This window comes from Blautia intestinihominis, from assembly GCF_040096655.1.
Lineage (GTDB): Bacteria > Bacillota > Clostridia > Lachnospirales > Lachnospiraceae > Blautia_A > Blautia_A intestinihominis.
On sequence record NZ_JBBMEI010000052.1, the window covers coordinates 1 to 23,508 of the forward strand.

Annotated in this window: 20 protein-coding genes, 1 tRNA gene, 1 pseudogene and 1 riboswitch; of the genes and pseudogenes, 19 read left to right on the top strand and 3 right to left on the bottom strand. The window is 45.8% G+C overall.

The features are described from left to right. From WMO75_RS13965 to WMO75_RS14020, 12 genes are all read left to right on the top strand, one after another. Positions 1–310, top strand: a 310-nt coding sequence (locus tag WMO75_RS13965; RefSeq protein WP_349078256.1) for a fumarate hydratase C-terminal domain-containing protein, incomplete at its 5' end; no start/stop codon positions are given. 161 nt (positions 311–471) lie between these two features. Further along, the gene (locus WMO75_RS13970) at positions 472–1,161 is read left to right on the top strand and encodes a YoaK family protein (protein WP_118698718.1); all 690 of its coding nucleotides are present in this window, start codon (positions 472–474) and stop codon (positions 1,159–1,161) included. 498 nt (positions 1,162–1,659) lie between these two features. Next, positions 1,660–3,264 (top strand): YifB family Mg chelatase-like AAA ATPase, encoded by a 1,605-nt coding sequence (locus WMO75_RS13975; protein ID WP_330578415.1) that lies wholly within the window; start codon positions 1,660–1,662, stop codon positions 3,262–3,264. Positions 3,265–3,299: 35 nt separating this feature from the next. Beyond that, positions 3,300–4,187: a DNA-processing protein DprA gene (dprA, locus tag WMO75_RS13980; protein WP_118698717.1), complete on the top strand. Its 888-nt coding sequence runs from the start codon at positions 3,300–3,302 to the stop codon at positions 4,185–4,187. A gap of 69 nt (positions 4,188–4,256) precedes the next feature. Beyond that, positions 4,257–6,329, top strand: a complete 2,073-nt coding sequence (topA, locus tag WMO75_RS13985) for a type I DNA topoisomerase (RefSeq protein WP_022214408.1) — start codon at positions 4,257–4,259, stop codon at positions 6,327–6,329. A gap of 130 nt (positions 6,330–6,459) precedes the next feature. After that, positions 6,460–7,245, top strand: coding sequence for a GTP-sensing pleiotropic transcriptional regulator CodY (gene codY, locus WMO75_RS13990; protein ID WP_022214409.1), 786 nt, complete (start codon positions 6,460–6,462; stop codon positions 7,243–7,245). A gap of 335 nt (positions 7,246–7,580) precedes the next feature. Then, positions 7,581–7,865, top strand: a complete 285-nt coding sequence (groES, locus tag WMO75_RS13995) for a co-chaperone GroES (RefSeq protein WP_022214410.1) — start codon at positions 7,581–7,583, stop codon at positions 7,863–7,865. Positions 7,866–7,903: 38 nt separating this feature from the next. Then, entirely contained in the window at positions 7,904–9,529 is a 1,626-nt protein-coding gene (gene groL, locus WMO75_RS14000; RefSeq protein WP_022214411.1) for a chaperonin GroEL, read from the top strand. An 89-nt stretch (positions 9,530–9,618) separates the two neighbouring features. After that, the gene (locus WMO75_RS14005; protein WP_118698715.1) at positions 9,619–10,122 is read left to right on the top strand and encodes a DUF6106 family protein; all 504 of its coding nucleotides are present in this window, start codon (positions 9,619–9,621) and stop codon (positions 10,120–10,122) included. Positions 10,123–10,192: 70 nt separating this feature from the next. Then, a complete protein-coding gene (gene guaB, locus WMO75_RS14010; RefSeq protein WP_022214413.1) occupies positions 10,193–11,647 on the top strand; it encodes an IMP dehydrogenase in 1,455 nt (484 codons plus the stop codon). Positions 11,648–11,850: 203 nt separating this feature from the next. After that, positions 11,851–11,930, top strand: a riboswitch (ZMP/ZTP riboswitch). 61 nt (positions 11,931–11,991) lie between these two features. Beyond that, entirely contained in the window at positions 11,992–12,705 is a 714-nt protein-coding gene (locus WMO75_RS14015) for an IMP cyclohydrolase (RefSeq protein ID WP_118698714.1), read from the top strand. A 20-nt stretch (positions 12,706–12,725) separates the two neighbouring features. Next, entirely contained in the window at positions 12,726–13,910 is a 1,185-nt protein-coding gene (locus WMO75_RS14020) for a phosphoribosylaminoimidazolecarboxamide formyltransferase (protein WP_118252880.1), read from the top strand. A gap of 159 nt (positions 13,911–14,069) precedes the next feature. Here the strand turns inward: WMO75_RS14020 and WMO75_RS14025 are convergent. Continuing rightward, positions 14,070–14,142, bottom strand: a tRNA-Gly gene (locus tag WMO75_RS14025). A gap of 240 nt (positions 14,143–14,382) precedes the next feature. Here WMO75_RS14025 and WMO75_RS14030 point away from each other — a divergent pair. Continuing rightward, positions 14,383–15,453: a 3D domain-containing protein gene (locus tag WMO75_RS14030; protein ID WP_243111581.1), complete on the top strand. Its 1,071-nt coding sequence runs from the start codon at positions 14,383–14,385 to the stop codon at positions 15,451–15,453. Between the two features lie 74 nt (positions 15,454–15,527). On the opposite strand, the gene WMO75_RS14035 is transcribed toward WMO75_RS14030, so the two are convergent. Continuing rightward, a complete protein-coding gene (locus WMO75_RS14035; RefSeq protein WP_349078258.1) occupies positions 15,528–16,712 on the bottom strand; it encodes an iron-containing alcohol dehydrogenase in 1,185 nt (394 codons plus the stop codon). 191 nt (positions 16,713–16,903) lie between these two features. Between WMO75_RS14035 and WMO75_RS14040 the strand changes: the two genes are divergently transcribed. From WMO75_RS14040 to ade, 6 genes are all read left to right on the top strand, one after another. Then, positions 16,904–17,806, top strand: a complete 903-nt coding sequence (locus WMO75_RS14040) for an NAD(P)/FAD-dependent oxidoreductase (RefSeq protein WP_022215235.1) — start codon at positions 16,904–16,906, stop codon at positions 17,804–17,806. A gap of 52 nt (positions 17,807–17,858) precedes the next feature. Next, positions 17,859–18,161 carry a thioredoxin gene (gene trxA / locus WMO75_RS14045; RefSeq protein WP_118252877.1) on the top strand — a complete coding sequence of 101 codons (303 nt, stop codon included), beginning with the start codon at positions 17,859–17,861 and terminating at the stop codon, positions 18,159–18,161. Positions 18,162–18,185: 24 nt separating this feature from the next. Beyond that, complete coding sequence (locus tag WMO75_RS14050; RefSeq protein WP_303020104.1) at positions 18,186–19,850, top strand: B12-binding domain-containing radical SAM protein; 1,665 nt, start codon at positions 18,186–18,188, stop codon at positions 19,848–19,850. Positions 19,851–19,995: 145 nt separating this feature from the next. Beyond that, positions 19,996–20,622 (top strand): AIR synthase-related protein, encoded by a 627-nt coding sequence (locus tag WMO75_RS14055; RefSeq protein WP_118252875.1) that lies wholly within the window; start codon positions 19,996–19,998, stop codon positions 20,620–20,622. Continuing rightward, positions 20,610–21,110: a tRNA (uridine(34)/cytosine(34)/5-carboxymethylaminomethyluridine(34)-2'-O)-methyltransferase TrmL gene (gene trmL / locus WMO75_RS14060; protein WP_022215231.1), complete on the top strand. Its 501-nt coding sequence runs from the start codon at positions 20,610–20,612 to the stop codon at positions 21,108–21,110. Before WMO75_RS14055 ends, trmL begins: the two co-directional genes overlap by 13 nt. Before the next feature lie 54 nt (positions 21,111–21,164). After that, the gene (ade, locus tag WMO75_RS14065; protein ID WP_303218733.1) at positions 21,165–22,892 is read left to right on the top strand and encodes an adenine deaminase; all 1,728 of its coding nucleotides are present in this window, start codon (positions 21,165–21,167) and stop codon (positions 22,890–22,892) included. Positions 22,893–22,934: 42 nt separating this feature from the next. Here the strand turns inward: ade and WMO75_RS14070 are convergent. Further along, positions 22,935–23,501 (bottom strand): annotated as a pseudogene (locus WMO75_RS14070) (sensor histidine kinase); the annotation flags it as partial. Positions 23,502–23,508: the final 7 nt, after the last annotated feature.

Here is a 23,508-nt window from a genome sequence, read left to right on the forward strand (position 1 = left end):
TGCCTATGCACCGACTATGATGTCAGTAGGAGCACGCGGTATGATCGGAAAAGGAGCACGCCTTCCAGAAGTTGTAGAAGCCATGAAGAAATATGACGGCGTTTACTTCGGAGCGATCGGCGGTGCCGGAGCTCTTCTTGCCAAATGTATCAAGAAAGCTGAGCTGATTGCATATGAGGATCTTGGCGCAGAAGCACTTCGTAAGCTTTATGTAGAGGATATGCCGCTTGTTGTTATTATTGACAGCGAGGGAAATAACCTTTATGAAGAAGGACGTAAGGAATATCTGAAAGAGCATAAACCAGAGTAATCATCGGTGTTTTAAATTTGACATATAAGAACGATATAGCCTGTATATCAAATTGAGTGTTTACAGGATTTATAGTTTATAGCTTTGAAGGTGCAGCGGACTTGACAGAGTTAAAATCGCATATGCAGAACAAAGACGAAAGACAAAGGAAGGAACTTGCTATGGACCATCATAAGAAGGTACAGACCTCAGAAGCTTTCATAAACAGTGCATTTCTTGCAGTGTCAGGAGGATTTCAGGATGCCTATACCTACTTCACACGCGACGGCGTTTTTTCCAACGCTCAGACCGGAAACGTGGTACTGATGAGTGAGCGGTTTATGAACGGCGAAGTGAAAGCAGGATTACATTATCTGGTTCCTCTGACCGCATTTTTCCTTGGAGTACTGCTGGCAGAGCGTATTCAGAATAAATTTCGCTATGCCAGACGCTTTCACTGGCGCCAGGGAATCCTTCTGGTAGAAATTATCCTGTTGTTCTTGGTAGGCTTTGTACCGGGAAATATGAATGTACTGGCTACTACCATGGTATCCTTCTCCTGTGCCCTGCAGGTACAGACCTTCCGAAAGGTAGAGGGAAACTCTTATGCCAGTACCATGTGTATCGGAAATCTTAGAAGCGGTACAGCAGCTTTTTCAGCTTATATACGCGAAAAAAAGTCGTGTCTGCTTCACCAGGCACTGTGCTATTATGCCATTATCTTTCTGTTTGCCATAGGAGCAGGAATCGGAGGACGACTCTCTGTGGCATACGGTGAAAAAGCTATCTGGGTATCCAGTATTTTGCTTCTTATCAGCTTTCTGATTATGTTTATTGAGGAGATTGAAGAAGCAGAGCATCATTGGCAATAAAAATATATATCAGCAGATATTAAAAACGGAATCTCTGAAAAGGGATTCCGTTTTTTTGTTGGCTCTGCAAAAATACAGATATGGATTTATTTGATTGGTGTCTTGTTGTCCATGCGTCCTACAAGGTAATCGATTGTAGTATCATAATAATCTGCAAGCCGGATGAGCATTTCGATTGGGAATGTGAAATATGCAGTTGAGCTTTGGCTGACAATAGATTATAATAAGATCAGCGCAAAAATCTTTCTTTAAAAGCCTGCATATAAAAGGCAGGTTTTTCTTTTTTTCTGAAAATCTTATTATATTCCAGCAAAATATTATAACAGAAACAATTCTGCAAAGTACGAAAGACAGAATTGTTGAAGAAAACACTAACATATGTTGAAGAAAACAGTTCAGTAACTGTTCACAGGTAATATTCCGCGAGGTGTTTTGACATGAATATGGCAAAATCCCGAGACATACGGGGCAAAATGCCATCACCGAAGGTGATTTGGAATGCATTTTGACCAAGTTACTGTGAACGGAGTGAACAGTAACGAATATCAGGCAGATCGGGGGCCGGAAGAAGAAAGGAGAAAAATGTTTGCAAGTGTACTATCAGCAGCAATTTTGGGAATGGAGGTACATCCCATTCAGGTGGAGGCAGATGTCAGTGATGGGCTGCCTTCCTTTACTATGGTCGGCTTTCCTTCAGCGCAGGTAAAAGAAGCACAGGATAGGGTAAGAACAGCACTGAAAAATAATGGGATTGCGCTTCCGCCAAAGAGGATCACTGTCAATTTTGCTCCGGCAGATATCAAAAAGGAAGGAGCAGGCTTTGATCTTCCGCTTGCGGCGGCGGTTCTTGCTGCCTCAGGGATATTAAGACCGGAACAGCTTACGGCAGTCATGATGGCCGGAGAAATCAGCCTGAATGGAAACATTCATGCAATCTCAGGAATTCTGCCAATGATAATACGGGCAAGGGAAGAAAAGTGTCGTTTTTGCGTTGTCCCGGCAGAAAATCTGAAAGAGGCAAGACTGATTCCGGATATGAAAGTAATCGGTGTGAGAAATCTCAATGAAATGATCCAATATCTGAGAGATCCGGAAGACTACTGTATGGAGGATATCGAAAGTACAGTGGAAGAAAATACGGAAAAAACAGATTTCTGTGAGATCAAAGGGCAGGAAAGTCTTCGAAGAGCGGTAGAGATTGCAGTCAGTGGATTTCACAATCTGCTTATGATCGGACCACCGGGAGCAGGAAAAACCATGATAGCAAAAAGAATACCCGGGATCATGCCGTCACTGAGTCTTGAGGAAGGACTGGAACTGACCAAAATCTACAGTATCGCGGGGCTTTTGTCTCCGGGTGATCCTCTTGTGAGAAAACGGCCATTTCGAAGTCCACATCATACCTGTTCTGCGCAGGCATTGGCCGGCGGCGGACGAAATCCCAGACCGGGAGAGGTCACGCTGGCACACAGAGGCGTGCTTTTTCTTGATGAGATGCCGGAGTTTTCAAGGCGGAGTCTGGAGATTTTGCGACAGCCTCTGGAGGATAAAGTGATCCGAATCTCAAGAGTATATGGAACCTATGATTTTCCGGCAGATTTTATTTTGTGTGCGGCAATGAATCCCTGTCCCTGCGGGCATTATCCTGATATGAATCGCTGTCATTGCACCCCGGCACAGGTTTCACAGTATCTTGGAAGGATCAGCCAGCCACTGCTTGACAGACTGGATCTCTGTGCGGATGTGACACCGGTATCTTTTGAAGGGCTGAGCAGCAGCCGGATCGGAGAATCGACGAATAAGATTCAGGAACGTGTTACACGGGTCCAGGAAATACAAAGAAGCCGATACAGGAATGAAGGAATCCAGTTCAATGGGGAACTCAAAGGAAGCCAGATAGAACGATTCTGTAAACTGGACGCCCAGGGAAGGGGTCTTCTTAAGATGGCATTTGAGCATATGCCATTCAGTGCACGGGCATATCACCGTATTCTGAAGGTGGCAAGAACAATTGCAGATATGGATGATTCAGGAACTATACAGAAGCATCATATAGGGGAGGCACTTTCCTATCGTGCGTTTGACAAAAAATACTGGAACTAAAGTGTCATAAAACAGGAAAGAATGAGGTATTTTATATGGAAGAAAAACCAGAAGAAAAAATCCTCCGGATTAGTTCCAAAAGTGCAGAATATCCGGAAAAATTAAATAATTACCCCAAAATGCCGGAAATACTTTTTGTAAAAGGAAGACTGCCCGACAGGAAAAAACCAAGTATAGCAATCGTTGGAGCACGGGCGTGCAGCACATACGGAAGAATCCAGGCATTTCGATATGCAAAGGTCCTCAGCAGCGCAGGAGTGCAGATCATCAGCGGCATGGCCTACGGGATTGATGCAGAAGCACACAAGGGAGCACTGGAGGGAGGAACAGCAACCTACGCAGTTCTTGCAGGTGGTGTGGATATCTGTTATCCGGCGGGAAATAAAGCCCTGTATGAACGTATCCTGAGGGAAGGAGGAGGAATCATAAGTGAACAGCCTCCGGGTATGAGAGCAAGAAATTATTTTTTTCCGGCAAGGAACCGAATCATAAGTGGACTTGCGGATATGGTGCTCATCGTAGAGGCAAGAGAAAAAAGTGGTTCGCTTATCACAGCACAGTGGGCATTGGATCAGGGAAAAACAGTTTATGCGATTCCGGGACCTGTAAATGAGGAACTGAGTATAGGATGCCACAAACTGATATATGATGGGGCAGGAATCGCGTACAGTCCGGAAATTCTTCTCAGAGAACTGGGGATGAATTATGAAAATAAGGTAAAATCCGACTCAAAAAATGACTTAGGACTTGCAAGCGATTTGAAATTGGTGTATAGTTGTCTCGATTTACGACCAAAATCTACGGATTTTTTAATTCAGAAAACAGGCCTTCCGCCGAGGCAGGTCGGAAGCCTTTTGCTGGAGTTAAAGCTGTCAGGTCTGATCCGGGAGATCGGCAGACATTATTATATAAAAGAGACTTAAAACCGACATAAGACGTCGACTCTTGAAGCAACAGATCCCGGAGAGTTTAGCAAAAGTAGGAGAGGTAGCATGGCGAAATATCTGGTGATAGTAGAATCACCTGCAAAAGTAAAAACCATAAAAAAATTTCTTGGAAGTAATTATGATGTACAGGCATCAAACGGACATGTGAGGGATTTCCCGAAGAGTCAGTTCGGAATCGATGTGGATAACGATTTTGAGCCGAAATATATTACGATCCGTGGGAAAGGAGAGCTCCTTGCGGGACTTCGTAAGGCTGCAAAAAAAGCAGACAAGATCTATCTCGCAACTGACCCTGACCGTGAAGGAGAGGCGATTTCCTGGCATCTGATGCAGGCGTTGAAGGAAGATCCGGCCAAGATGCGCAGGATTTCTTTCAATGAGATCACCAAGACGGCCGTGAAGAATTCTATCAAGCAGCCAAGGGATCTGGATATGAACCTGGTAGATGCACAGCAGGCGAGAAGAATGCTGGACAGAATGGTAGGATATACCATCAGCCCGCTTCTCTGGGTCAAGGTCAAGAGAGGCTTAAGTGCAGGTCGTGTGCAGTCTGTAGCACTGCGTATCATCTGTGACCGTGAGGATGAGATCAATGCATTCATTCCAGAGGAATACTGGAGCCTGGATGGTGAATTCCGTGTCAAAGGAGAGAAGAAACCTCTCAAGGCGAAATTCTACGGCACAGACAAGAAGATGCCGATTCACAATAAGAAAGAAATGGAAGAACTTCTTGCGAAACTGGAAAATGCAGAGTATGAGATCACGGAAGTCAAGAAGGGTGAGCGTATCAAGAATGCTCCGCTTCCTTTTACCACCAGTACTCTGCAGCAGGAAGCATCCAAGACACTCAATTTTTCCACACAGAAGACAATGCGTCTGGCACAGCAGTTATACGAGGGTGTTGACATCAAGGGAAGCGGCACAGTAGGTATCATCACTTATCTGCGTACCGATTCCACCCGAATCTCCCAGGAGGCAGATGCAGCCGCAAGAGAATACATCGGACAGCAGTACGGAGAAGAGTATGTATCTGTAACAGAGAAATCTGTCAAGAAAGAGCAGAAGATCCAGGATGCGCATGAGGCAATCCGACCGACCGACATCACCAGACTGCCGGCAATGATCAAGGAATCTCTTTCCAGAGACCAGTTCCGTCTGTATCAGCTGATCTGGAAACGTTTTACTGCCAGCAGAATGGCGGCAGCCAGATATGAGACAACTTCTGTAAAGATCGGAGCAGGAGAATATACTTTCACCGTTGCGGCTTCCAAGGTAGTTTTTGATGGTTTCTTATCCGTCTATACACAGGAAGAGGATAACCAGAAAGGCAATGTCCTGAGTCAGTCCCTGGAAAAAGGCATGAAACTTACTCTGGAAGAACTCAAACCGGAGCAGCATTTCACACAGCCGCCGGCACATTACACAGAGGCGTCCCTCGTCAAGGCGCTGGAGGAACAGGGCATCGGACGACCGAGTACTTATGCGCCTACGATCACAACGATCATCAGCAGACGTTACGTTTCCAAGGAACAGAAGAACCTCTATGTGACAGAACTTGGAGAGGTTGTCAACAACATCATGAAACAGGCATTCCCAAGCATCGTGGATGTGCGCTTTACGGCGATGATGGAAGGCCTTCTGGACTGCGTGGAGGCAGGCACTGTCCAGTGGAAGACGGTTGTCAGAAACTTCTACCCTGACCTCAAGAAAGACGTAGATGCAGCTGAGAAAGAACTGGAAAAAGTTGATATCCAGGATGAAGTCACAGAGGAGGTCTGTGATGTCTGCGGCAGAAATATGGTCATCAAGTACGGACCTCACGGAAGATTTCTTGCCTGTCCGGGATTCCCGGAGTGCAGAAACACCAAGCCTTATTACGAAAAGATCGGTGTTGCCTGCCCGAAATGCGGCAAGGATGTCGTCCTTAAGAAAACACAGAAGGGACGTAAGTATTACGGATGTATTGACAATCCGGAATGCGATTTTATGTCCTGGCAGAAACCGTCAGACAAGAAGTGCCCTGTCTGCGGAAGCTATATGATCGAAAAAGGAAATAAATTGGTCTGCAGTCAGGAAACCTGCGGTTATGTAGAGGCAAAAACAAAAGAAGAAGACTGAATATAAGAATTTTCTGAAAATGCAGATAAAATCGAAAAAAATATAAAAATATCTTGCTTTTTCGTGGTGAAGCGTGTACTATTATCTTATAAAGATGGTTACATCGAATAAATCATTGAAGGAGGCCAAGATGAGCGTTCAGTTGTTAGATAAAACAAGAAAAATTAACAAACTTTTGCACAATAGCAGTTCCAGTAAGGTTGTGTTCAATGACATCTGTCAGGTTCTGATGGAGACTTTAAGTTCCAATATCCTGGTACTGAGCAAGAAGGGCAAAGTCTTAGGCATCAGTTTATGCCCGGGTGTGAAGGAAATAACTGAACTGATTGAGGATAACGTTGGCGGACACGTAGATGAATTGTTGAACGAGCGTTTTTTGGGAGTTTTATCAACTAAGGAAAATGTGAATCTTCAGACTTTAGGGTTTGAGCACGTTGACAGCAGCTGCCAGGGTATCATCAATCCGATCGATATTGCCGGCGAACGTCTGGGAACAGTTTTCATGTATCGTGATAATAAGCCATACGATATCGAGGATATCATTGTCAGTGAATACGGCACAACCGTAGTAGGGCTTGAAATGATGCGTGCAGTACACGAAGAGAATGCAGAAGAGGACCGTAAGCAGCAGGTTGTCAAATCAGCCTTCAACACTCTGTCATTCTCCGAACTGGAAGCAATTATCCATATCTTTGACGAGCTGGATGGCGAAGAGGGAATCCTGGTTGCGAGCAAGATTGCAGACCGTGTGGGAATCACCAGATCCGTGATCGTAAATGCGCTCCGTAAATTCGAGAGTGCAGGTGTTATCGAGTCCCGTTCTTCCGGTATGAAGGGAACCTACATCAAGGTTCTCAATGAAGTGATCTTCGACGAACTCGAAGAGATCAAAGCACAGAGAAACAAGAAAGCATGATCAGAGACTGATCAGAAATAAGAGTCTAAGAAAGCTCTTCTTCATCGGGCGTATGTCTGGTGAGAAGGAGCTTTTTTTTGCGCTGTACAGCAAGGAGGCACCGGATGCGTGTCCGCTGATCCTGTATAAAAAATTACTGAAAAACAGTAAAATAAGAAAATTAAAGAAAATCAAAGAAAAAAAGAGATAATATCTAAAAATATAGTAATTTATGACGATGAAAAGAGTTGCAGAAAATAACGGAATTAAATAATATAAGGACAGTGATTAGCACTCAAACGAAATGAGTGCTAGTAATCGAAAAGCAAGGCAACAATAAAGGAGGAAAATAGATCATGAAATTAGTACCTTTAGGCGACAGAGTTGTATTAAAACAGTTAGAAGCAGAGGAAACAACAAAATCCGGTATCGTACTTCCGGGTCAGGCACAGGAGAAACCACAGCAGGCAGAAGTTATCGCTGTAGGACCTGGCGGAGTTGTTGAAGGCAAAGAAGTTAAAATGGAAGTTAAAGTAGGAAACAAAGTTATCTACTCCAAATACGCAGGAACAGAAGTAAAACTTGACGGCGAAGAATACATCATCGTAAAACAGAATGATATTCTTGCAATCGTTGAATAATTATATTAAATCGACATTATTTTAGGAGGACAGTCATCATGGCAAAAGAAATTAAATTCGGCGCAGAAGCAAGAGCCGCACTTGAAGCTGGTGTAAACAAACTTGCAGATACAGTAAGAGTAACGATCGGACCAAAAGGAAGAAACGTAGTACTTGACAAACAGTTTGGTGCTCCGCTCATCACAAACGATGGTGTTACGATCGCAAAAGAGATCGAACTGGAAGACGGATTCGAAAACATGGGCGCACAGCTCATCAAAGAAGTTGCATCCAAGACAAATGATGTAGCTGGTGATGGTACTACAACAGCAACTGTTCTTGCTCAGGCAATGGTTCACGAAGGAATGAAGAACCTGGCAGCAGGCGCTAACCCGATCATCCTCAGAAAAGGAATGAAAAAAGCTACTGACACAGCAGTAGAAGCTATCAAAGAAATGAGCCAGAAGATCAGCGGCAAAGCACAGATCGCAAACGTTGCTGCAATCTCTGCAAGTGATGAAGAAGTTGGTCAGCTCGTTGCAGACGCAATGGAAAAAGTTTCCAACGACGGTGTTATCACAGTAGAAGAATCCAAGACCATGCATACAGAACTTGACCTGGTAGAAGGTATGCAGTTTGACCGTGGATATATTTCCGCATACATGTCCACAGACATGGAAAAAATGGAAGCAAATCTGGAAGATCCATACATCCTGATCACTGACAAGAAGATCAGCAACATTCAGGAGATCCTTCCGTTACTGGAGCAGGTTGTTCAGGCAGGTGCCAAACTTCTCATCATCGCTGAGGATGTGGAGGGTGAAGCTCTGACAACTCTGATCGTAAACAAATTAAGAGGAACCTTCCAGGTAGTAGCTGTCAAAGCTCCTGGATATGGTGACAGAAGAAAAGAAATGCTTCAGGATATCGCTATCCTGACAGGCGGACAGGTAATCTCTGATGAACTTGGACTGGACCTCAAAGAAGCTACCATGCAGCAGCTTGGACGTGCAAAATCTGTCAAAGTTGCAAAAGAAAACACAGTTATCGTTGACGGACTTGGAGACAAGAAAGCAATCGAAGACCGTGTTGCACAGATCCGTGGACAGATCGAAGAGACAAAATCCGAATTCGACAAAGAAAAATTACAGGAAAGACTTGCAAAACTGGCAGGCGGCGTAGCTGTTATCCGTGTTGGTGCTGCAACTGAAACTGAAATGAAAGAAGCAAAACTTCGTCTGGAAGATGCTCTTGCAGCTACAAGAGCAGCAGTAGAAGAAGGAATCATCGCAGGCGGTGGATCTGCTTACATCCATGCTTCCAAGAAAGTTGCTGAACTGGTTGCAACTCTGGAAGGTGATGAGAAGACAGGTGCAAATGTTATCCTCAAATCTCTGGAAGCTCCGTTATTCCACATTTCTGCAAATGCAGGACTGGAAGGTTCTGTCATCATCAATAAAGTAAGAGAATCTGAGCCAGGAATCGGATTTGATGCCCTGAACGAGAGATATGTAGACATGGTAGGAGCAGGTATCCTTGACCCGGTTAAGGTTACAAGAAGTGCCCTTCAGAACGCTACAAGTGTTGCATCCACTCTGCTTACAACAGAATCCGTAGTTGCAACGATCAAAGAAGATACTCCGGCTATGCCGGCAGGCGCACCAGGAATGGGCGGAATGATGTAATTAAAGTTTTCTAAATATCAGACCAGCGTCATAGACGCTGGTCTTCTTTTATGATAGAATAATGAAAAACAAAAGAAAGGAAAACAGAGATGAGTGATTTATATTCTGAATTTCTGGTAAAGAAAGAGCCGACATCCAAAGACGCCATAACAAAATATGGCCTGATCGGTCTGACCGTGCTTGCCGCTGTAGCAGGACTTTTATTCAATTTCCTGTTCCTTCTGGCAGCAGTTGTGCTTGGAATCGCATGCTACTTTATCGTGCCGAAGACAGACCTCGAATACGAGTATCTTTTTGTAAACGGAGAGATGGACATTGACATGGTCATGGCGAAATCCAAACGTAAGAAGGCCAAGACAGTGAACATCAAGGAGGCTGACCTTGTAGCCCCTCTGGATTCACACCGCCTGGATTATTACAACAGCAACAGTAAGATGAAGACACTGGACTATTCTTCCGGAAATCCATCCCATAAGCGTTTTGCGATCATCACCAGGGACAAGGGCGAGAACTGCAAGATCATTATCGAACCGGATGAAACGATGCAGCAGGCTATCAAAAATTCAGCCCCGAGCAAAGTTTTTTTGGATTGACACTGTAAATTATTTTTGTTAAACTATGGAACAAATTCAAAATAACATAATATACAAGGGAGGAAATGCAATGGGTACTATCATTGGTGAAGGAATTACATTTGACGACGTTCTTTTAGTTCCGGCTTATTCAAAAGTAATTCCGAATCAGGTAGATGTCGCAACGTATTTAACAAAGAAGATTAAACTGAACATTCCTATGATGAGCGCAGGAATGGACACAGTTACTGAGCACAGGATGGCGATCGCCATGGCGAGACAGGGCGGTATCGGTATTATTCACAAGAATATGACTATCGAAGCACAGGCAGACGAAGTAGACAAGGTAAAACGTTCTGAGAACGGTGTTATCACAGATCCATTCTTTTTATCCGCTGACAATACCCTTGAAGATGCGAACAACCTGATGGCGAAATTCCGTATCTCCGGTGTTCCGATCACAGAGGGAAGAAAACTGGTCGGTATCATTACCAACCGTGACCTCAAATTCGAAACAGACTTTTCCAAGAAGATCGGAGAGTGCATGACATCCGAGGGACTGATCACAGCCAAGGAAGGAATCACTCTTGAAGAGGCAAAGAAGATCCTTGCCAAATCCCGCAAAGAAAAATTACCCATTGTAGATGACGACTTTAACTTAAAAGGTCTGATTACGATCAAGGATATCGAGAAACAGATCAAATATCCACTTGCAGCCAAGGACGCACAGGGACGTCTGCTCTGCGGTGCAGCCGTTGGTATCACAGCTAACGTTCTTGCACGTGTAGATGCACTTGTTAAGGCAAATGTAGACGTTATCGTTGTAGACTCCGCACATGGACATTCCGAGAATATCCTCCGTGCAGTACGCCAGATCAAGGATGCATATCCGGATCTTCAGGTGATCGCAGGAAACGTTGCCACAGGAGCAGCTACCAAGGCTCTGATCGATGCCGGTGTAGATGCTGTCAAAGTTGGTATCGGACCTGGTTCCATCTGTACGACACGTGTCGTTGCAGGTATCGGTGTTCCACAGATCACAGCTGTTATGGACTGCTATGAAGTAGCTAACCGCTATGGTATCCCGATCATCGCAGATGGCGGAATCAAATACTCCGGAGATATCACCAAGGCGATCGCAGCAGGAGCCAATGTCTGCATGATGGGAAGCATCTTTGCAGGATGCGACGAGAGCCCGGGAACTTTCGAACTGTACCAGGGACGTAAATACAAAGTATACCGTGGTATGGGATCTATCGCAGCCATGGAGAACGGCAGCAAGGACCGCTACTTCCAGCAGGATGCGAAGAAACTCGTTCCGGAAGGTGTAGAAGGACGTGTAGCATACAAGGGACATGTTGAGGACACTGTATTCCAGCTTATGGGCGGTCTTCGTTCCGGTATGGGATACTGTGGAGCAGAAACCATTGAGAAGCTTAAGACAACCGGAAAATTCATCAAGATCTCCGCTGCATCCCTCAAAGAATCTCATCCGCACGACATCCACATCACCAAGGAAGCTCCGAACTACAGCGTGGATGAATAATTGTTTTGATTTTTATTCTTGCGAAACTAAATAAAGTAGTATATTATGTAATTGTTCGCAGGTAGTATCCCGCGAGGTGTTTTGCCATGAATATGGCAAAATCCCGAGACATATAGGGCAAAATGCTATCACCGTAGGTGATTTGGAAGGCATTTTGACCAAGTTACTGTGAACGAAGTGAACAGTAACATATTATGATATTATAACGACTGCATGACTGGCGGAAGTAGGATCACCTACAGGGAGTGCAGTAAGTAACGTGCCGACCGCCTGGGCAGCCTGTGTAAGCAACAGACTACCCAGGCGGTTTTTGTATCTTATTACAACACTAAAGGAGACGAATCATGGAAAGAATTTCACTGGAAAATGAACTGAAAAGCAACTCTTATCCGGGAAGAGGAATCATCATTGGACGTTCCGCAGACGGAACCAAAGCAGTAACAGCTTATTTTATCATGGGAAGAAGTGAAAACAGCAGGAATCGAGTATTTGTCGAGGATGGAGAGGGAATCCGCACACAGGCATTTGATCCATCCAAACTGACAGATCCGAGCCTGATCATTTATGCTCCGGTACGTGTACTGGGAAATAAGACGATTGTGACAAACGGCGATCAGACAGACACGATCTATGAAGGAATGGACAAACAGCTCACCTTCGAACAGTCCTTAAGATCCCGCGAATTTGAGCCGGACGGACCGAACTATACACCAAGGATCTCCGGTGTCATGCACATCGAAAACGGCGAATACAGTTACGCAATGTCAATCCTCAAGAGCAACAACGGAAATCCGGATGCCTGCCTCCGTTACACTTACGCATACGAAAAAGCAATTCCAGGTGAGGGACGTTTCATCCACACTTACAAATGCGACGGAAATCCGCTCCCAAGCTTTGAAGGAGAACCGAAACTCGTAGATATTCCGGACGATATGGAAGCATTCACAGAACTTCTCTGGAACAGCCTGAACGAAGACAACAAAGTTTCCCTGTTTGTACGTTACATCGACATCGCAACAGGAAACTATGAGACAAAGATTGTAAACAAAAACAAGTAAGATACGGAGGATGAGATAAGATGAACGAATTACAGTTAAAATACGGATGCAACCCGAACCAGAAACCTTCCAGGATCTACATGGAGGACGGAAGTGAGCTTCCGATCAAAGTTCATTCAGGAAGACCTGGATATATCAACTTCCTCGATGCATTCAATGGCTGGCAGCTTGTACGTGACCTCAAGAAAGCAACAGGACTTCCGGCAGCAACTTCTTTCAAGCATGTTTCTCCTGCAGGTGCAGCAGTCGGACTTCCGCTGACAGAAACACTTGCAAAGATCTACTGGGTAGACGATATGAACTGGAAAGAATTTTCCCCGCTTGCCTGCGCTTATGCAAGAGCGAGAGGCGCAGACCGTATGTCTTCTTTCGGTGATTTTATTTCTCTTTCTGATGTCTGCGACAAAGACACAGCAATGCTGATCAAGAGAGAAGTTTCCGATGGCGTGATCGCACCGGGTTACACTGAGGAAGCCCTTGAGATCCTCAAACAGAAGAAAAAAGGCAATTACAACGTGATCGAGATCGATCCGGATTATGTACCGGCTCCACTGGAACACAAGCAGGTATATGGCGTGACTTTCGAACAGGGACGTCAGGAACTTGCAATCGACGACGAGCTGATCTCCAACATCGTAACCGAGAGTAAAGAACTTACAGAAGAAGCAAAGCGCGACCTCAAAGTTTCTCTGATCATCCTGAAATATACACAGTCCAATTCCGTATGTTTTGTCAAGGACGGACAGGCGATTGGTGTCGGCGCAGGACAGCAGTCCCGTGTACACTGCACCAGACTTGCAGGACAGAAGGCAGATAACTGGTTCCTCCGTCAGAGCCCGCAGGTTCTTTCTCTTCCGTTCAAAGATACCATCAGCAGGGCAGAGCGCGACAATGCGATCGATGTTTATATCGGCGACGAATACATGGATGTTCTGGCAGACGGAGCATGGGAGAACGTATTCACAGAGAAGCCGGCAGTCTTCACAAAAGAAGAGAAGCGTGCATGGCTCGATCAGCTTACCGATGTAACGCTCGGATCTGATGCATTCTTCCCGTTCAGTGATAACATCGAACGCGCACATAAGAGCGGCGTGAAATTTATCGCACAGCCAGGTGGCTCTGTGAGAGATGACGCAGTGATCGAAACATGTAACAAATATGGAATGACAATGGCGTTCACAGGAATCCGTCTGTTCCACCACTAAGAATAAAGAACAGGTCTGAAATATAAATTTCAGATACAGCAGAGGAAACTTTGGTTCGGGAAATCCCATCAAAGTTTCCTCTGCTTTTTGTATAGATAATATCTGACAGATAAAGAATTACAGACAAAAAAAAACCAGGACTAAATCCTGATTCTTAAGAGCGATAGACGGGGCTCGAACCCGCGGTCTCGACCTTGGCAAGGTCGCGCGTTACCAACTACGCCACTATCGCATGTGTTCTGTTTGGAAGTTTTATTTGTTTTCCTCAGCGACAAGACATACTATACCAGATGAATTTGTATTTGTCAAATGTTTTTTTGAAAAAAATTAAAAAAATTTCAAAAATATTTTCCGGCATAAAAAACGGTGAAAATTTTGTGTAAATTTTGAAATCACGAAGTTCATGTGCTACAATACACACAGAATCGCCGGGAGACTGGCGAAGGTAAATCAGAAAGAGGTGACAAGATCTGTGAATAAGAGAACGACGGCTTTTTTACTGGGGAGTGTATTGTTGTGTCATGCATCTCTGGTTTATGGCGAAGTTCCAGATTATAATACTGTAGTAGAGGATACACAGAAAGAAAATAAGGCTGTGCAGATGTTTGAAACAGATGACGGCAAGGGAAATACGGTTCAGGTGGCAGCACATCAGGAGACACTCTATGTGACAGCCAGAAAGACAGGAATCTATACGATGCCTTCTGACAGCAGTGCAGAGCTTGCAGCGGTATCGCTCGGAGATCAGGTGGAACAGACTGCGATCTGCGACAATGGCTGGAGCAAGGTGGAAGCTGAGGCTGACGGAGAGAAAGTCATAGGTTACATACAGACACAGGCACTTAACAGCGAGAATCAGATTGTATCGATGGATGCGGAGGAGGTTGAAGTAACGTCCGACAGCAGTATTCTGGATTATCCGGGAAAGAAGGACGGAGAGGTTGTCGGAGAAGTCCTGGAACTGGACGAGGTGAAGCGGACAGGAACTGTCAACAATGTCTGGAGCAGGATCGAATACCAGAATGCGGACGGCACAGAGCAGGAAGGCTATATCCCGACAAGCTGTCTGAATGTCTCAGATGGTCAGGAGAGTACAGAAGCTTCCATAGATACGAAGAAAGATGCAGGCACTCTTCACAAAAGCAGTGGAAAAGGAGTCTTTTCGGATGCGCTGGAAACAGATGAGAGTGTTACTGAACAGAATGGCGTTCAGATCGGAAAGGCAGTAGCAGCCTCATCAGATGCCAAGCTCAAAGACCTTGGTGTGTTCAAGATCACACATTACTGTCCGTGCAGCATCTGCTGCGGGCCATATGCCAACGGAATCACTTCAACAGGTGTGACAGCGACGACAAACCATACGATCGCTGTAGATCCGTCTCAGATTCCTTACGGAAGCAAGGTCGTGATCAATGGACAGGTTTATGTGGCAGAGGACTGCGGCGGCGCGATCAAGACAAACTGCATTGACATTTATGTGGCAACACATGCAGAGGGAGAGGCAAAGGGCGTTTACTACACCGACGTTTATCTCATTCAGTAAATAAATATTCTGGAACAAAAAGATCTCCGGCAGAACCGATTTACGGAATCCTGCCGGAGATTTTTTATAAAAAGTTATCTTGCCAGGGTATAGATCTTTTCCATGTCTTTCATATTGAGCTGCTTGAACACGCCGATCGTGCGGGTATCTTCATAACTGCACTTAAAAGCGAGTTCATGGATCTGCTGATCATCAAGGTCAAGTCCAAGTTCATGCAGGCTGACAGGCATCTTGATCGAACGGAAAAAGTCCTCCATTGCCTCGATTCCTGCCAGGGCGGTCTTTTCGAAATCAAGGCCGCACGGGATATCGAATACGTTGGTCGCAAACTGTGCGAAACGCTCCGGATTTACATCGTATACATATCTTGCCCAGCTTCCCCAGATCGCTGCAAGACCGGCACCGTGAGTGACATCATAGAGTCCGCCAAGCTCGTGCTCAAGCTGGTGACATGCCCAGTCGCCACCGCCGGTTCCACATCCGGTCAGACCATTGTGAGAGAGGCTTCCTGCCCACATGATCTCTGCGCGGGCTGTGTAGTTGTCAGGTTCCCTCATAAGAATACGTGCGTTGTAGATGACAGTCTGCATCAGAGATTCACTGATGCTGTCTGTGATCTCCATAGTCTCGATATTGACGAAATAACGCTCCATGGTGTGCATGAGGATATCCACACAGCCGCTCTCCGTCTGATACTGCGGAAGGCTGTAGGTAAGCTTCGGGTTCATCAGGGCAAATTTCGGACGGCAGAGATCGCATTTGGCAGCACCTCGTTTCAGCCAGCCATCCTCATTGGTGATGACAGAGGAATTGCTCATCTCACTTCCGGAAGCTGCAATGGTAGGGATGACGCCGATCGGAAGACAGGCAGTCGGAACTTCTGTCTTGAGATAAAAATTCCAGACATCTGTCCATGGATTTGCAACGCCGTACCCGATCGCCTTGGCAGAGTCAATAACACTTCCACCGCCGACAGCGAGAATGAAATCTACGTTTCCTTTCTTACAGAGCTCGATACCTTCACGTACTTTGGAAAGACGCGGGTTCGGGACAACGCCGCCCAGGGTAACGAAATCAATGCCGGCATCAGTAAGACATCCGGAAACTTCGTCGATCAGCCCGGAAGCGACGGCACTCTTGCCTCCGTAATGGATCAGAACTTTGTGACAGTTCTCTTTCTTCAGAATATCACCGATCTGCAAATGAGAATCTTTACCAAAAATAACCTTTGTAGGGGCAAAATATTCAAAACTGCGCATAATAGTTACTCCTTATATACATTTAAAATAAATGACAAATTTAGAAACAACATAAATATAACATAATTGTAAAGAGAAATACACAAAAAAATTTTGGATTTTTTAATGCCCTGTCAGGAATGAAGCGAAAACATTCTGGACATTTCTTCTCTGGTGTAATATTATAAAATAACAAAAAGGCAGGTGATAAAATGGAAAATATAGTGATCATCGGTGCAGGTCCCGCCGGTATCTCAGCCGCTCTGTATGCTGCAAGGGGAAACATGAATCCGCTTGTCATTAACAACGGCATCGGAGCACTGGAAAAGGCGGAGAAGATCGAGAATTATTATGGACTGGAACAGCCGCTTTCCGGTAAGGAACTCTACGAGAGAGGGATATCTCAGGCGGAAGCCCTGGGAGTGCGTATCCTGGATGCAGAGGTCCTTGGGATCAGTGGTTTTGATACATTTACTGTCAAGACGACAGCAGGTGATTTTGACACAGTCAGCGTGATCCTGGCGACAGGAGGGAAGCGCAGTGCCCCGAAGATTCCGGGACTTAAGGAATTTGAAGGAAGAGGTGTCAGCTACTGCGCGGTCTGTGATGCATTTTTTTACAGAGGAAAGGAAGTTGCCGTTGTCGGAAACGGTGAGTTCGCCCTTCATGAAGCAGAGGAACTTCGGAATGTCACGCAGGATGTGACCATCTATACGGATGGGAAGGAACCGGAATTTTCCAGAGAACATCCGATCGCAGTCAATACGATGAAGATCCAGGCGATCGAAGGCGATGACAAGGTTTCCGGACTTCTGATGCAGAGTGATACAGCTGCACAGGATGCGGAAGCACCAGAGAACTCTTTTTATCCTGCGGACGGTGTCTTTGTGGCACTCGGTACGGCAGGAAGCACAGAGATTGCCAGACAGATGGGAGCAGAGATCACCGATAAGGGAAATATCAAAACCGACGAAGAGATGGCGACAACGATTCCGGGACTTTTTGCCGCAGGAGACTGCACAGGCGGACTTCTCCAGGTTTCCAAGGCCGTTTACGAAGGCAGTATGGCAGCCATCAGCGCCGGCAAATATGTCCGGCACAAAAAGGTATCATAAATAAAAATCAAGAAACACTAATCGTGGATCGAAATATCAAGGAGGAAGCATTATGGCAAAAACAATTACAGCAGAGAATTTTGAGCAGGAAGTTCTTAAGTCAGAGAAACCGGTATTACTGGATTTCTGGGCAACATGGTGTGGACCGTGCATGCGTCAGGGACCGATCGTTGAGGAACTGGCAGAGGAAGGATACTGCGTAGGCAAGATCGATGTTGACCAGCAGCCTGGTCTCGCACAGCAGTTCCGTATCATGAGCATCCCGACACTTCTGATCTTTAAGGATGGCAAGGAAGCAGAGCGTCTGGTTGGCCTGACTCCAAAAGCTGCGATCAAGGAACTTCTGGACAAATAAGGTCCGGGAAGGTTTATAAGATTTATGAAAATATTACTGGCAGCATGTAATGCGAAATATATTCATTCAAATCTTGCAGTATACGATCTTAGGGCATATGCGTCCGCTTATCAGGAGCATATTCTCCTGGGAGAATATACGATCAATCAGACAAAAGACGAGATTTTGAAGGATATTTATTTAAGTGGAGCAGATGTAGTCTGCTTTTCCTGCTATATATGGAACATTTCTTTTGTCAGAGATCTGCTTGAGGATCTTCACAAGATCCTTCCAGATGTAAAATTCTGGACGGGAGGTCCGGAGGTTTCTTTCGATGCGGAAGCTTTTCTTCGGAGGACTCCGCAGGTGACCGGTGTCATGGTCGGTGAGGGCGAAAAGACGTTCCTCGAGCTTGTGCGTTATTATGTGGACGGTGTGGGAACTTTATCTGAGATTCCAGGGATTGCTTATCGTGAAGGCGAGGAGATCCATCACAATGGATGGAGAGAACTTACGGATCTAAGTGAGATTCCTTTTGTATATGAACATCTGGAGGACTTTGAGAACAAGATTATTTATTATGAGAGCAGCAGGGGATGTCCTTTTTCCTGCAGTTACTGTCTTTCTTCTATTGATAAGAAGCTCAGGTTCCGTGATCTTGACCTGGTCAAGAAAGAATTACAGTTTTTCCTGGATCACAGGGTGCCGCAGGTCAAGTTTGTGGACCGTACGTTTAACTGTAAGCACGAGCACGCAATGACGATCTGGAAATATATCCTGGAGCATGACAATGGGATCACGAATTTTCATTTTGAAGTTTCGGCAGACCTTCTCCGGGACGAAGAAATACAGCTTATGAGCAGGATGCGTCCCGGACTTATCCAGCTTGAGATCGGTGTACAGTCCACAAATCCGGACACCATTCATGCGATCCACAGACATATGGATCTTGACAAATTGGAGAGATGTGTTGCGAAGGTGCACAGCTTTGGAAACATCCACCAGCACCTGGATCTGATCGCAGGACTTCCGTATGAGGATTATGATACTTTCCACCATTCTTTTAATGATGTGTACAGGATGAAACCGGATCAGCTCCAGCTTGGTTTCCTCAAGGTGCTCAAGGGTTCCCTGATGGAAAAAGAAGCAGAGAAATACGGGATCATGCATAAAGAAAAAGAACCATACGAAGTGCTTTCTACTAACTGGCTGTCCTATAAGGAAGTCCTGAGACTTAAGATGGTAGAGAGTATGGTGGAAGTTTATTACAACAGCGGACAGTTTCAGAACACACTGGAATATCTGGTGCCGCAGTTTGCGGATGCGTTTACCTTTTATGAGAAGCTGGGAGCTTTTTATGAGAAAAAAGGCTACAGCGAGATCTCACATTCAAGGATGCGCCGTTATGAGATCCTGCTGGAATTTCTCCGTGAGGAAACAGATCTCGATGCGGATGTGGCAGCACAGCATATGCTCTATGATCTGTACTTAAGAGAAAAACTTAAGAAACGTCCTTCGTTTGCAGCAGATCAGAAACCGTATGAAAGTGCTGTATGGACTTACCGTAAGAAACATAAGATTTCAAAAACAGCACACATAGAAGCTTTCCCGGATGGGACAACAATTCTGTTCGATTATGAAAACAGAAATCCACTGTCCAATAATGCACACACAGAAACGATAGAGCTGGATTTGGACAACATAGAATGAGGTGATAAAAATGGGAATGTTTGATCCGAAAAAAAGAAAAATATTTGCTGCTGTGATCGCAGTCATTCTTGTCCTTGCAATGGTAGTTCCAAGTGTTCTCTCCATTCTTTTATAAGAGGTATAAGATGAAACGGAGGATGAACATATGAAACTGGGGCAGCAGGCAATGGAGGCACTTAAAAGTCAAATCGACGGTGCACTTGAGATCGGAGATGATCTGGTTGTTGCGGGCGTGATCGCAATTGAGGGAACACAGATCCTGATCGAGAAGGAGAAAGAAAAGCTTCTTGAATATTTTTCAGATGGATTTCTCTGGAATACCGTCCGTACACTGGAGAAGTGCAGAGTACCGGAGATGCTTTCTGAGCCTTTTAAGGATGAGATCCATGCCAGATATGATCTGGGAACAGGCGGTGTTTTGAGCGGTCTGTGGAAGATGACAGAGGCTTCCGGAACAGGACTTCGTGCAGACCTTCGTGCGATCCCGGTCCGCCAGGAAACAATAGAGATCTGTGAGAGACTGGATGTAAATCTGTACAAATTACTGTCAGATGGTGCTGTCCTTCTGGGGTGTACAGATGGGGCGAAAGTTGTACAGGAATGTCTTCATCAGCAGATCCCGGCGGCAGTGATCGGCAAGGCTGTTGAGGGGAATGACCGGCTTCTGTACAGCGGCGGGCTGACCCGCTATCTGGAACGTCCTTCTCAGGATGAACTGACCAGATTTTCCTGGGGAGAGAAATGGAGAAAAGATAAGAAATGGCAAGACTGAATATCGTACTGCATGAGCCGGAGATACCGGCAAACACAGGAAACATTGGCAGAACCTGCGTGGCGACAGGGACAAGGCTTCACCTGATCGAGCCGCTGGGGTTCAGCCTGAGTGAAAAAGCAATCAAACGTGCCGGGATGGACTACTGGAAGGATCTGGATGTGACTACCTATCTGGATTACGAAGAATTCCTTCAGAAAAATCCCGGAGCGAAGATCTACTACGCAACAACCAAAGGACTTCAGACCTATACAGATGTTAAATTTGAGGACGACTGTTACATCATGTTTGGCAAAGAAAGTGCCGGAATCCCGGAGGAGATCCTTATGAAACATAAGGAAAACTGTATCCGCATTCCAATGATCAATGACATTCGGTCACTGAATCTGAGCAATTCAGTGGCAATCGTTCTGTATGAGGCACTGCGTCAGAACAACTTTGACCACATGCAGCTCCAGGGAGAACTGCATGATCATAAATGGGAATAAATTCCCGGCAAAATCAAATAAAGCTGCACTGCTGACCGAAAAGGAGGGATCTGCATGGAACTGGAAAGATATCGTATCTACTCGGAAATTGCGCGTGGAATTCGCAAACCGTTTCTCGTTTTCAAAAATGCAAATGTGTTCATGGCTCACTCCGGTGAGTTCTGTAAGGGAGATGTGGCAGTCGAGGATGGCATCGTAATTGGTGTCGGAGAGTATGAAGGAGAGACAGAGATCGATCTGGATGGGAAATATCTCTGCCCGGGATTTATCGACAGCCACCTTCACCTGGAATCGACACTGGTAACTCCGGGAGAACTGATCCGGCAGGCTGCACAGTGCGGCACGACTACATTTATTGTAGATCCGCATGAATCCGCAAATGTCTCAGGAACTGACGGAATCGACTATATCCTGGAACAGACCGAGGAGGTTCCGGCAAATGTCTATGTGATGATGCCTTCCTGTGTACCGGCTACACATGTCGATGACAATGGATGCACCCTCACTGCAGGAAAGATGAAGGCATATCTCAATAATCCGAGGATCCTGGGACTTGGCGAGGTTATGGATGCACCGTCTGTTGTAAACGGAAGTGTATCCATGCATGAGAAACTGTCCGTTTTTAAGGACAGAGTCCGTGACGGACATGCACCATTTTTGCCGCCGGGAGATCTGGCTGCATATGCACTGGCAGGCATTTCCACAGACCATGAATGTGTGACTTATGAGTATGCCATGGAAGAGTGCAGAAATGGAATGCAGGTGCTGATCCGTGAAGGAAGTGCCGCCAAGAACCTGGAAGCGATCGTTAAGGGAATCGTAGAGCATCACACCGATACCTCAGGATTTTGCTTTTGCACCGATGACAAGCACATCGAAGAGATCCGAAAAGAAGGACACATCAATTTCAATGTCAGAAAGGCAGTTCAGCTTGGGCTGAGACCGGAACAGGCACTCAAGATGGCAACAATACAGGCAGCGAAATGCTATGGACTGCATCATCTTGGTGCGATCGCACCGGGATATCAGGCAGATTTTGTTGTGTTGGATAACTTAAGTGATATGAATGTCTTGGAAGTGTACCATAGGGGCAAAAAGATCATCAAGGATGAAAAAGTTGAGATCCGCCCATGTGATCCTCAGCTCAAAAATACAGTACATCTTCTGGGATTCAGGGAATCTGATCTCTGCCTTACGTGGAGAGAAGGAAAGGTACATATCCTTAAGATGCTGGAAGGACAGATCGTAACAGAAGATGTCCAGGAGGAAGTTGGCTATACAGAAGAAAAGGGCCGGAAAGTATTTAAACCGGATGGAACCTATCAGAAGATCGCAGCAGTCGAACGTCACAAAAACACCGGCAAGATCGGCGTGGGAATTGTCAAAGGATTCGGGCTTCGCGGTGGTGCGATCGCATCGAGCGTGTCCCACGATTCACACAATCTGATCGTGATCGGCGACAATGATCATGACATGTATCTGGCAGTTCAGGAACTTCTCCGCACGCAGGGCGGCTATACCCTGGTTGAAAACGGACAGGTATTCGACACTCTGCCGCTCCCGATCATGGGACTTATGAGTGATGCCGGATATGAGAAGGTAAATGAGAAGCTGGCACGCATGATACCAAAGGCACATGAGATGGGAATCCCGGAGGGCTTTGACCCGTTTATTACTCTGTCATTTATGGCACTTCCGGTCATTCCGGAGATCAGGATCACGCCAAGAGGTGTATATCTGACCCAGGAAGACCGTATGATCCAGAGCCCGTTTGACCGTTGAACCAAAGATTTACAAGATAACAAAAAGGCAAGGTAGAGAAATCTACTTTGCCTTTTCGAGCGTAAAGATAAATTCTGTTCCGACGCCCTCGGTGCTGATCACATTGATGTGCTGCCCGTGAGCGGAAATGATCTCTTTGACGATCGCCAGTCCGAGACCGGTGCCTTTCTGGTCTTTGCCGCGGGAGCGGTCGATCTTATAGAAACGTTCCCAGATCTTGTTGATGCTGGATTTCGGGATCCCGATGCCATGGTCCTTGACGGAAACAAAGATCTTGTCGTTTTTCTCCGTCGTTTCGATCGTGATCGTGGAATGATCCGGGCTGAACTTGATCGCGTTGCTGAGAAGATTATACAGTACCTGCTGGATCTGTTCGATGTCTGCACGGGCATAGAGTTCCTTGCCTGATAAGACCAGTTCCAGAAGGATCTGCCGCGTCGTGCAGGTACCCTCAAAAGAAGCAGCAGTGCTTTTGATGACCTGGTTGATATCGAACGACTGGATGTTGAGCATACGCTTCTGGATGTCCAGTTCGTTGAGTGTCAGAAGTCCGCGGGTAAGTTTTTCCAGACGCTCTGCCTCGTAGGAGATGATCTTGAGGTATTTTTCCTAGATC

What these genes read in the sequence shown, in the direction of transcription:
- WMO75_RS14020 (WP_118252880.1), top strand. Translation starts at nt 12,726, where the DNA reads ATGAACGAATTACAGTTAAAATACGGATGCAACCCGAACCAGAAACCT.
- WMO75_RS14040 (WP_022215235.1), top strand. Translation starts at nt 16,904, where the DNA reads ATGGAAAATATAGTGATCATCGGTGCAGGTCCCGCCGGTATCTCAGCC.
- ade (WP_303218733.1), top strand. Translation starts at nt 21,165, where the DNA reads ATGGAACTGGAAAGATATCGTATCTACTCGGAAATTGCGCGTGGAATT.
- topA (WP_022214408.1), top strand. Translation starts at nt 4,257, where the DNA reads ATGGCGAAATATCTGGTGATAGTAGAATCACCTGCAAAAGTAAAAACC.
- WMO75_RS13970 (WP_118698718.1), top strand. Translation starts at nt 472, where the DNA reads ATGGACCATCATAAGAAGGTACAGACCTCAGAAGCTTTCATAAACAGT.
- trxA (WP_118252877.1), top strand. Translation starts at nt 17,859, where the DNA reads ATGGCAAAAACAATTACAGCAGAGAATTTTGAGCAGGAAGTTCTTAAG.
- WMO75_RS13975 (WP_330578415.1), top strand. Translation starts at nt 1,660, where the DNA reads ATGCATTTTGACCAAGTTACTGTGAACGGAGTGAACAGTAACGAATAT.
- WMO75_RS14015 (WP_118698714.1), top strand. Translation starts at nt 11,992, where the DNA reads ATGGAAAGAATTTCACTGGAAAATGAACTGAAAAGCAACTCTTATCCG.
- groL (WP_022214411.1), top strand. Translation starts at nt 7,904, where the DNA reads ATGGCAAAAGAAATTAAATTCGGCGCAGAAGCAAGAGCCGCACTTGAA.
- codY (WP_022214409.1), top strand. Translation starts at nt 6,460, where the DNA reads ATGAGCGTTCAGTTGTTAGATAAAACAAGAAAAATTAACAAACTTTTG.
- trmL (WP_022215231.1), top strand. Translation starts at nt 20,610, where the DNA reads ATGGCAAGACTGAATATCGTACTGCATGAGCCGGAGATACCGGCAAAC.
- WMO75_RS14005 (WP_118698715.1), top strand. Translation starts at nt 9,619, where the DNA reads ATGAGTGATTTATATTCTGAATTTCTGGTAAAGAAAGAGCCGACATCC.
- guaB (WP_022214413.1), top strand. Translation starts at nt 10,193, where the DNA reads ATGGGTACTATCATTGGTGAAGGAATTACATTTGACGACGTTCTTTTA.
- WMO75_RS14035 (WP_349078258.1), bottom strand. Translation starts at nt 16,712, where the DNA reads ATGCGCAGTTTTGAATATTTTGCCCCTACAAAGGTTATTTTTGGTAAA.
- groES (WP_022214410.1), top strand. Translation starts at nt 7,581, where the DNA reads ATGAAATTAGTACCTTTAGGCGACAGAGTTGTATTAAAACAGTTAGAA.
- WMO75_RS14055 (WP_118252875.1), top strand. Translation starts at nt 19,996, where the DNA reads ATGAAACTGGGGCAGCAGGCAATGGAGGCACTTAAAAGTCAAATCGAC.
- WMO75_RS14050 (WP_303020104.1), top strand. Translation starts at nt 18,186, where the DNA reads ATGAAAATATTACTGGCAGCATGTAATGCGAAATATATTCATTCAAAT.
- dprA (WP_118698717.1), top strand. Translation starts at nt 3,300, where the DNA reads ATGGAAGAAAAACCAGAAGAAAAAATCCTCCGGATTAGTTCCAAAAGT.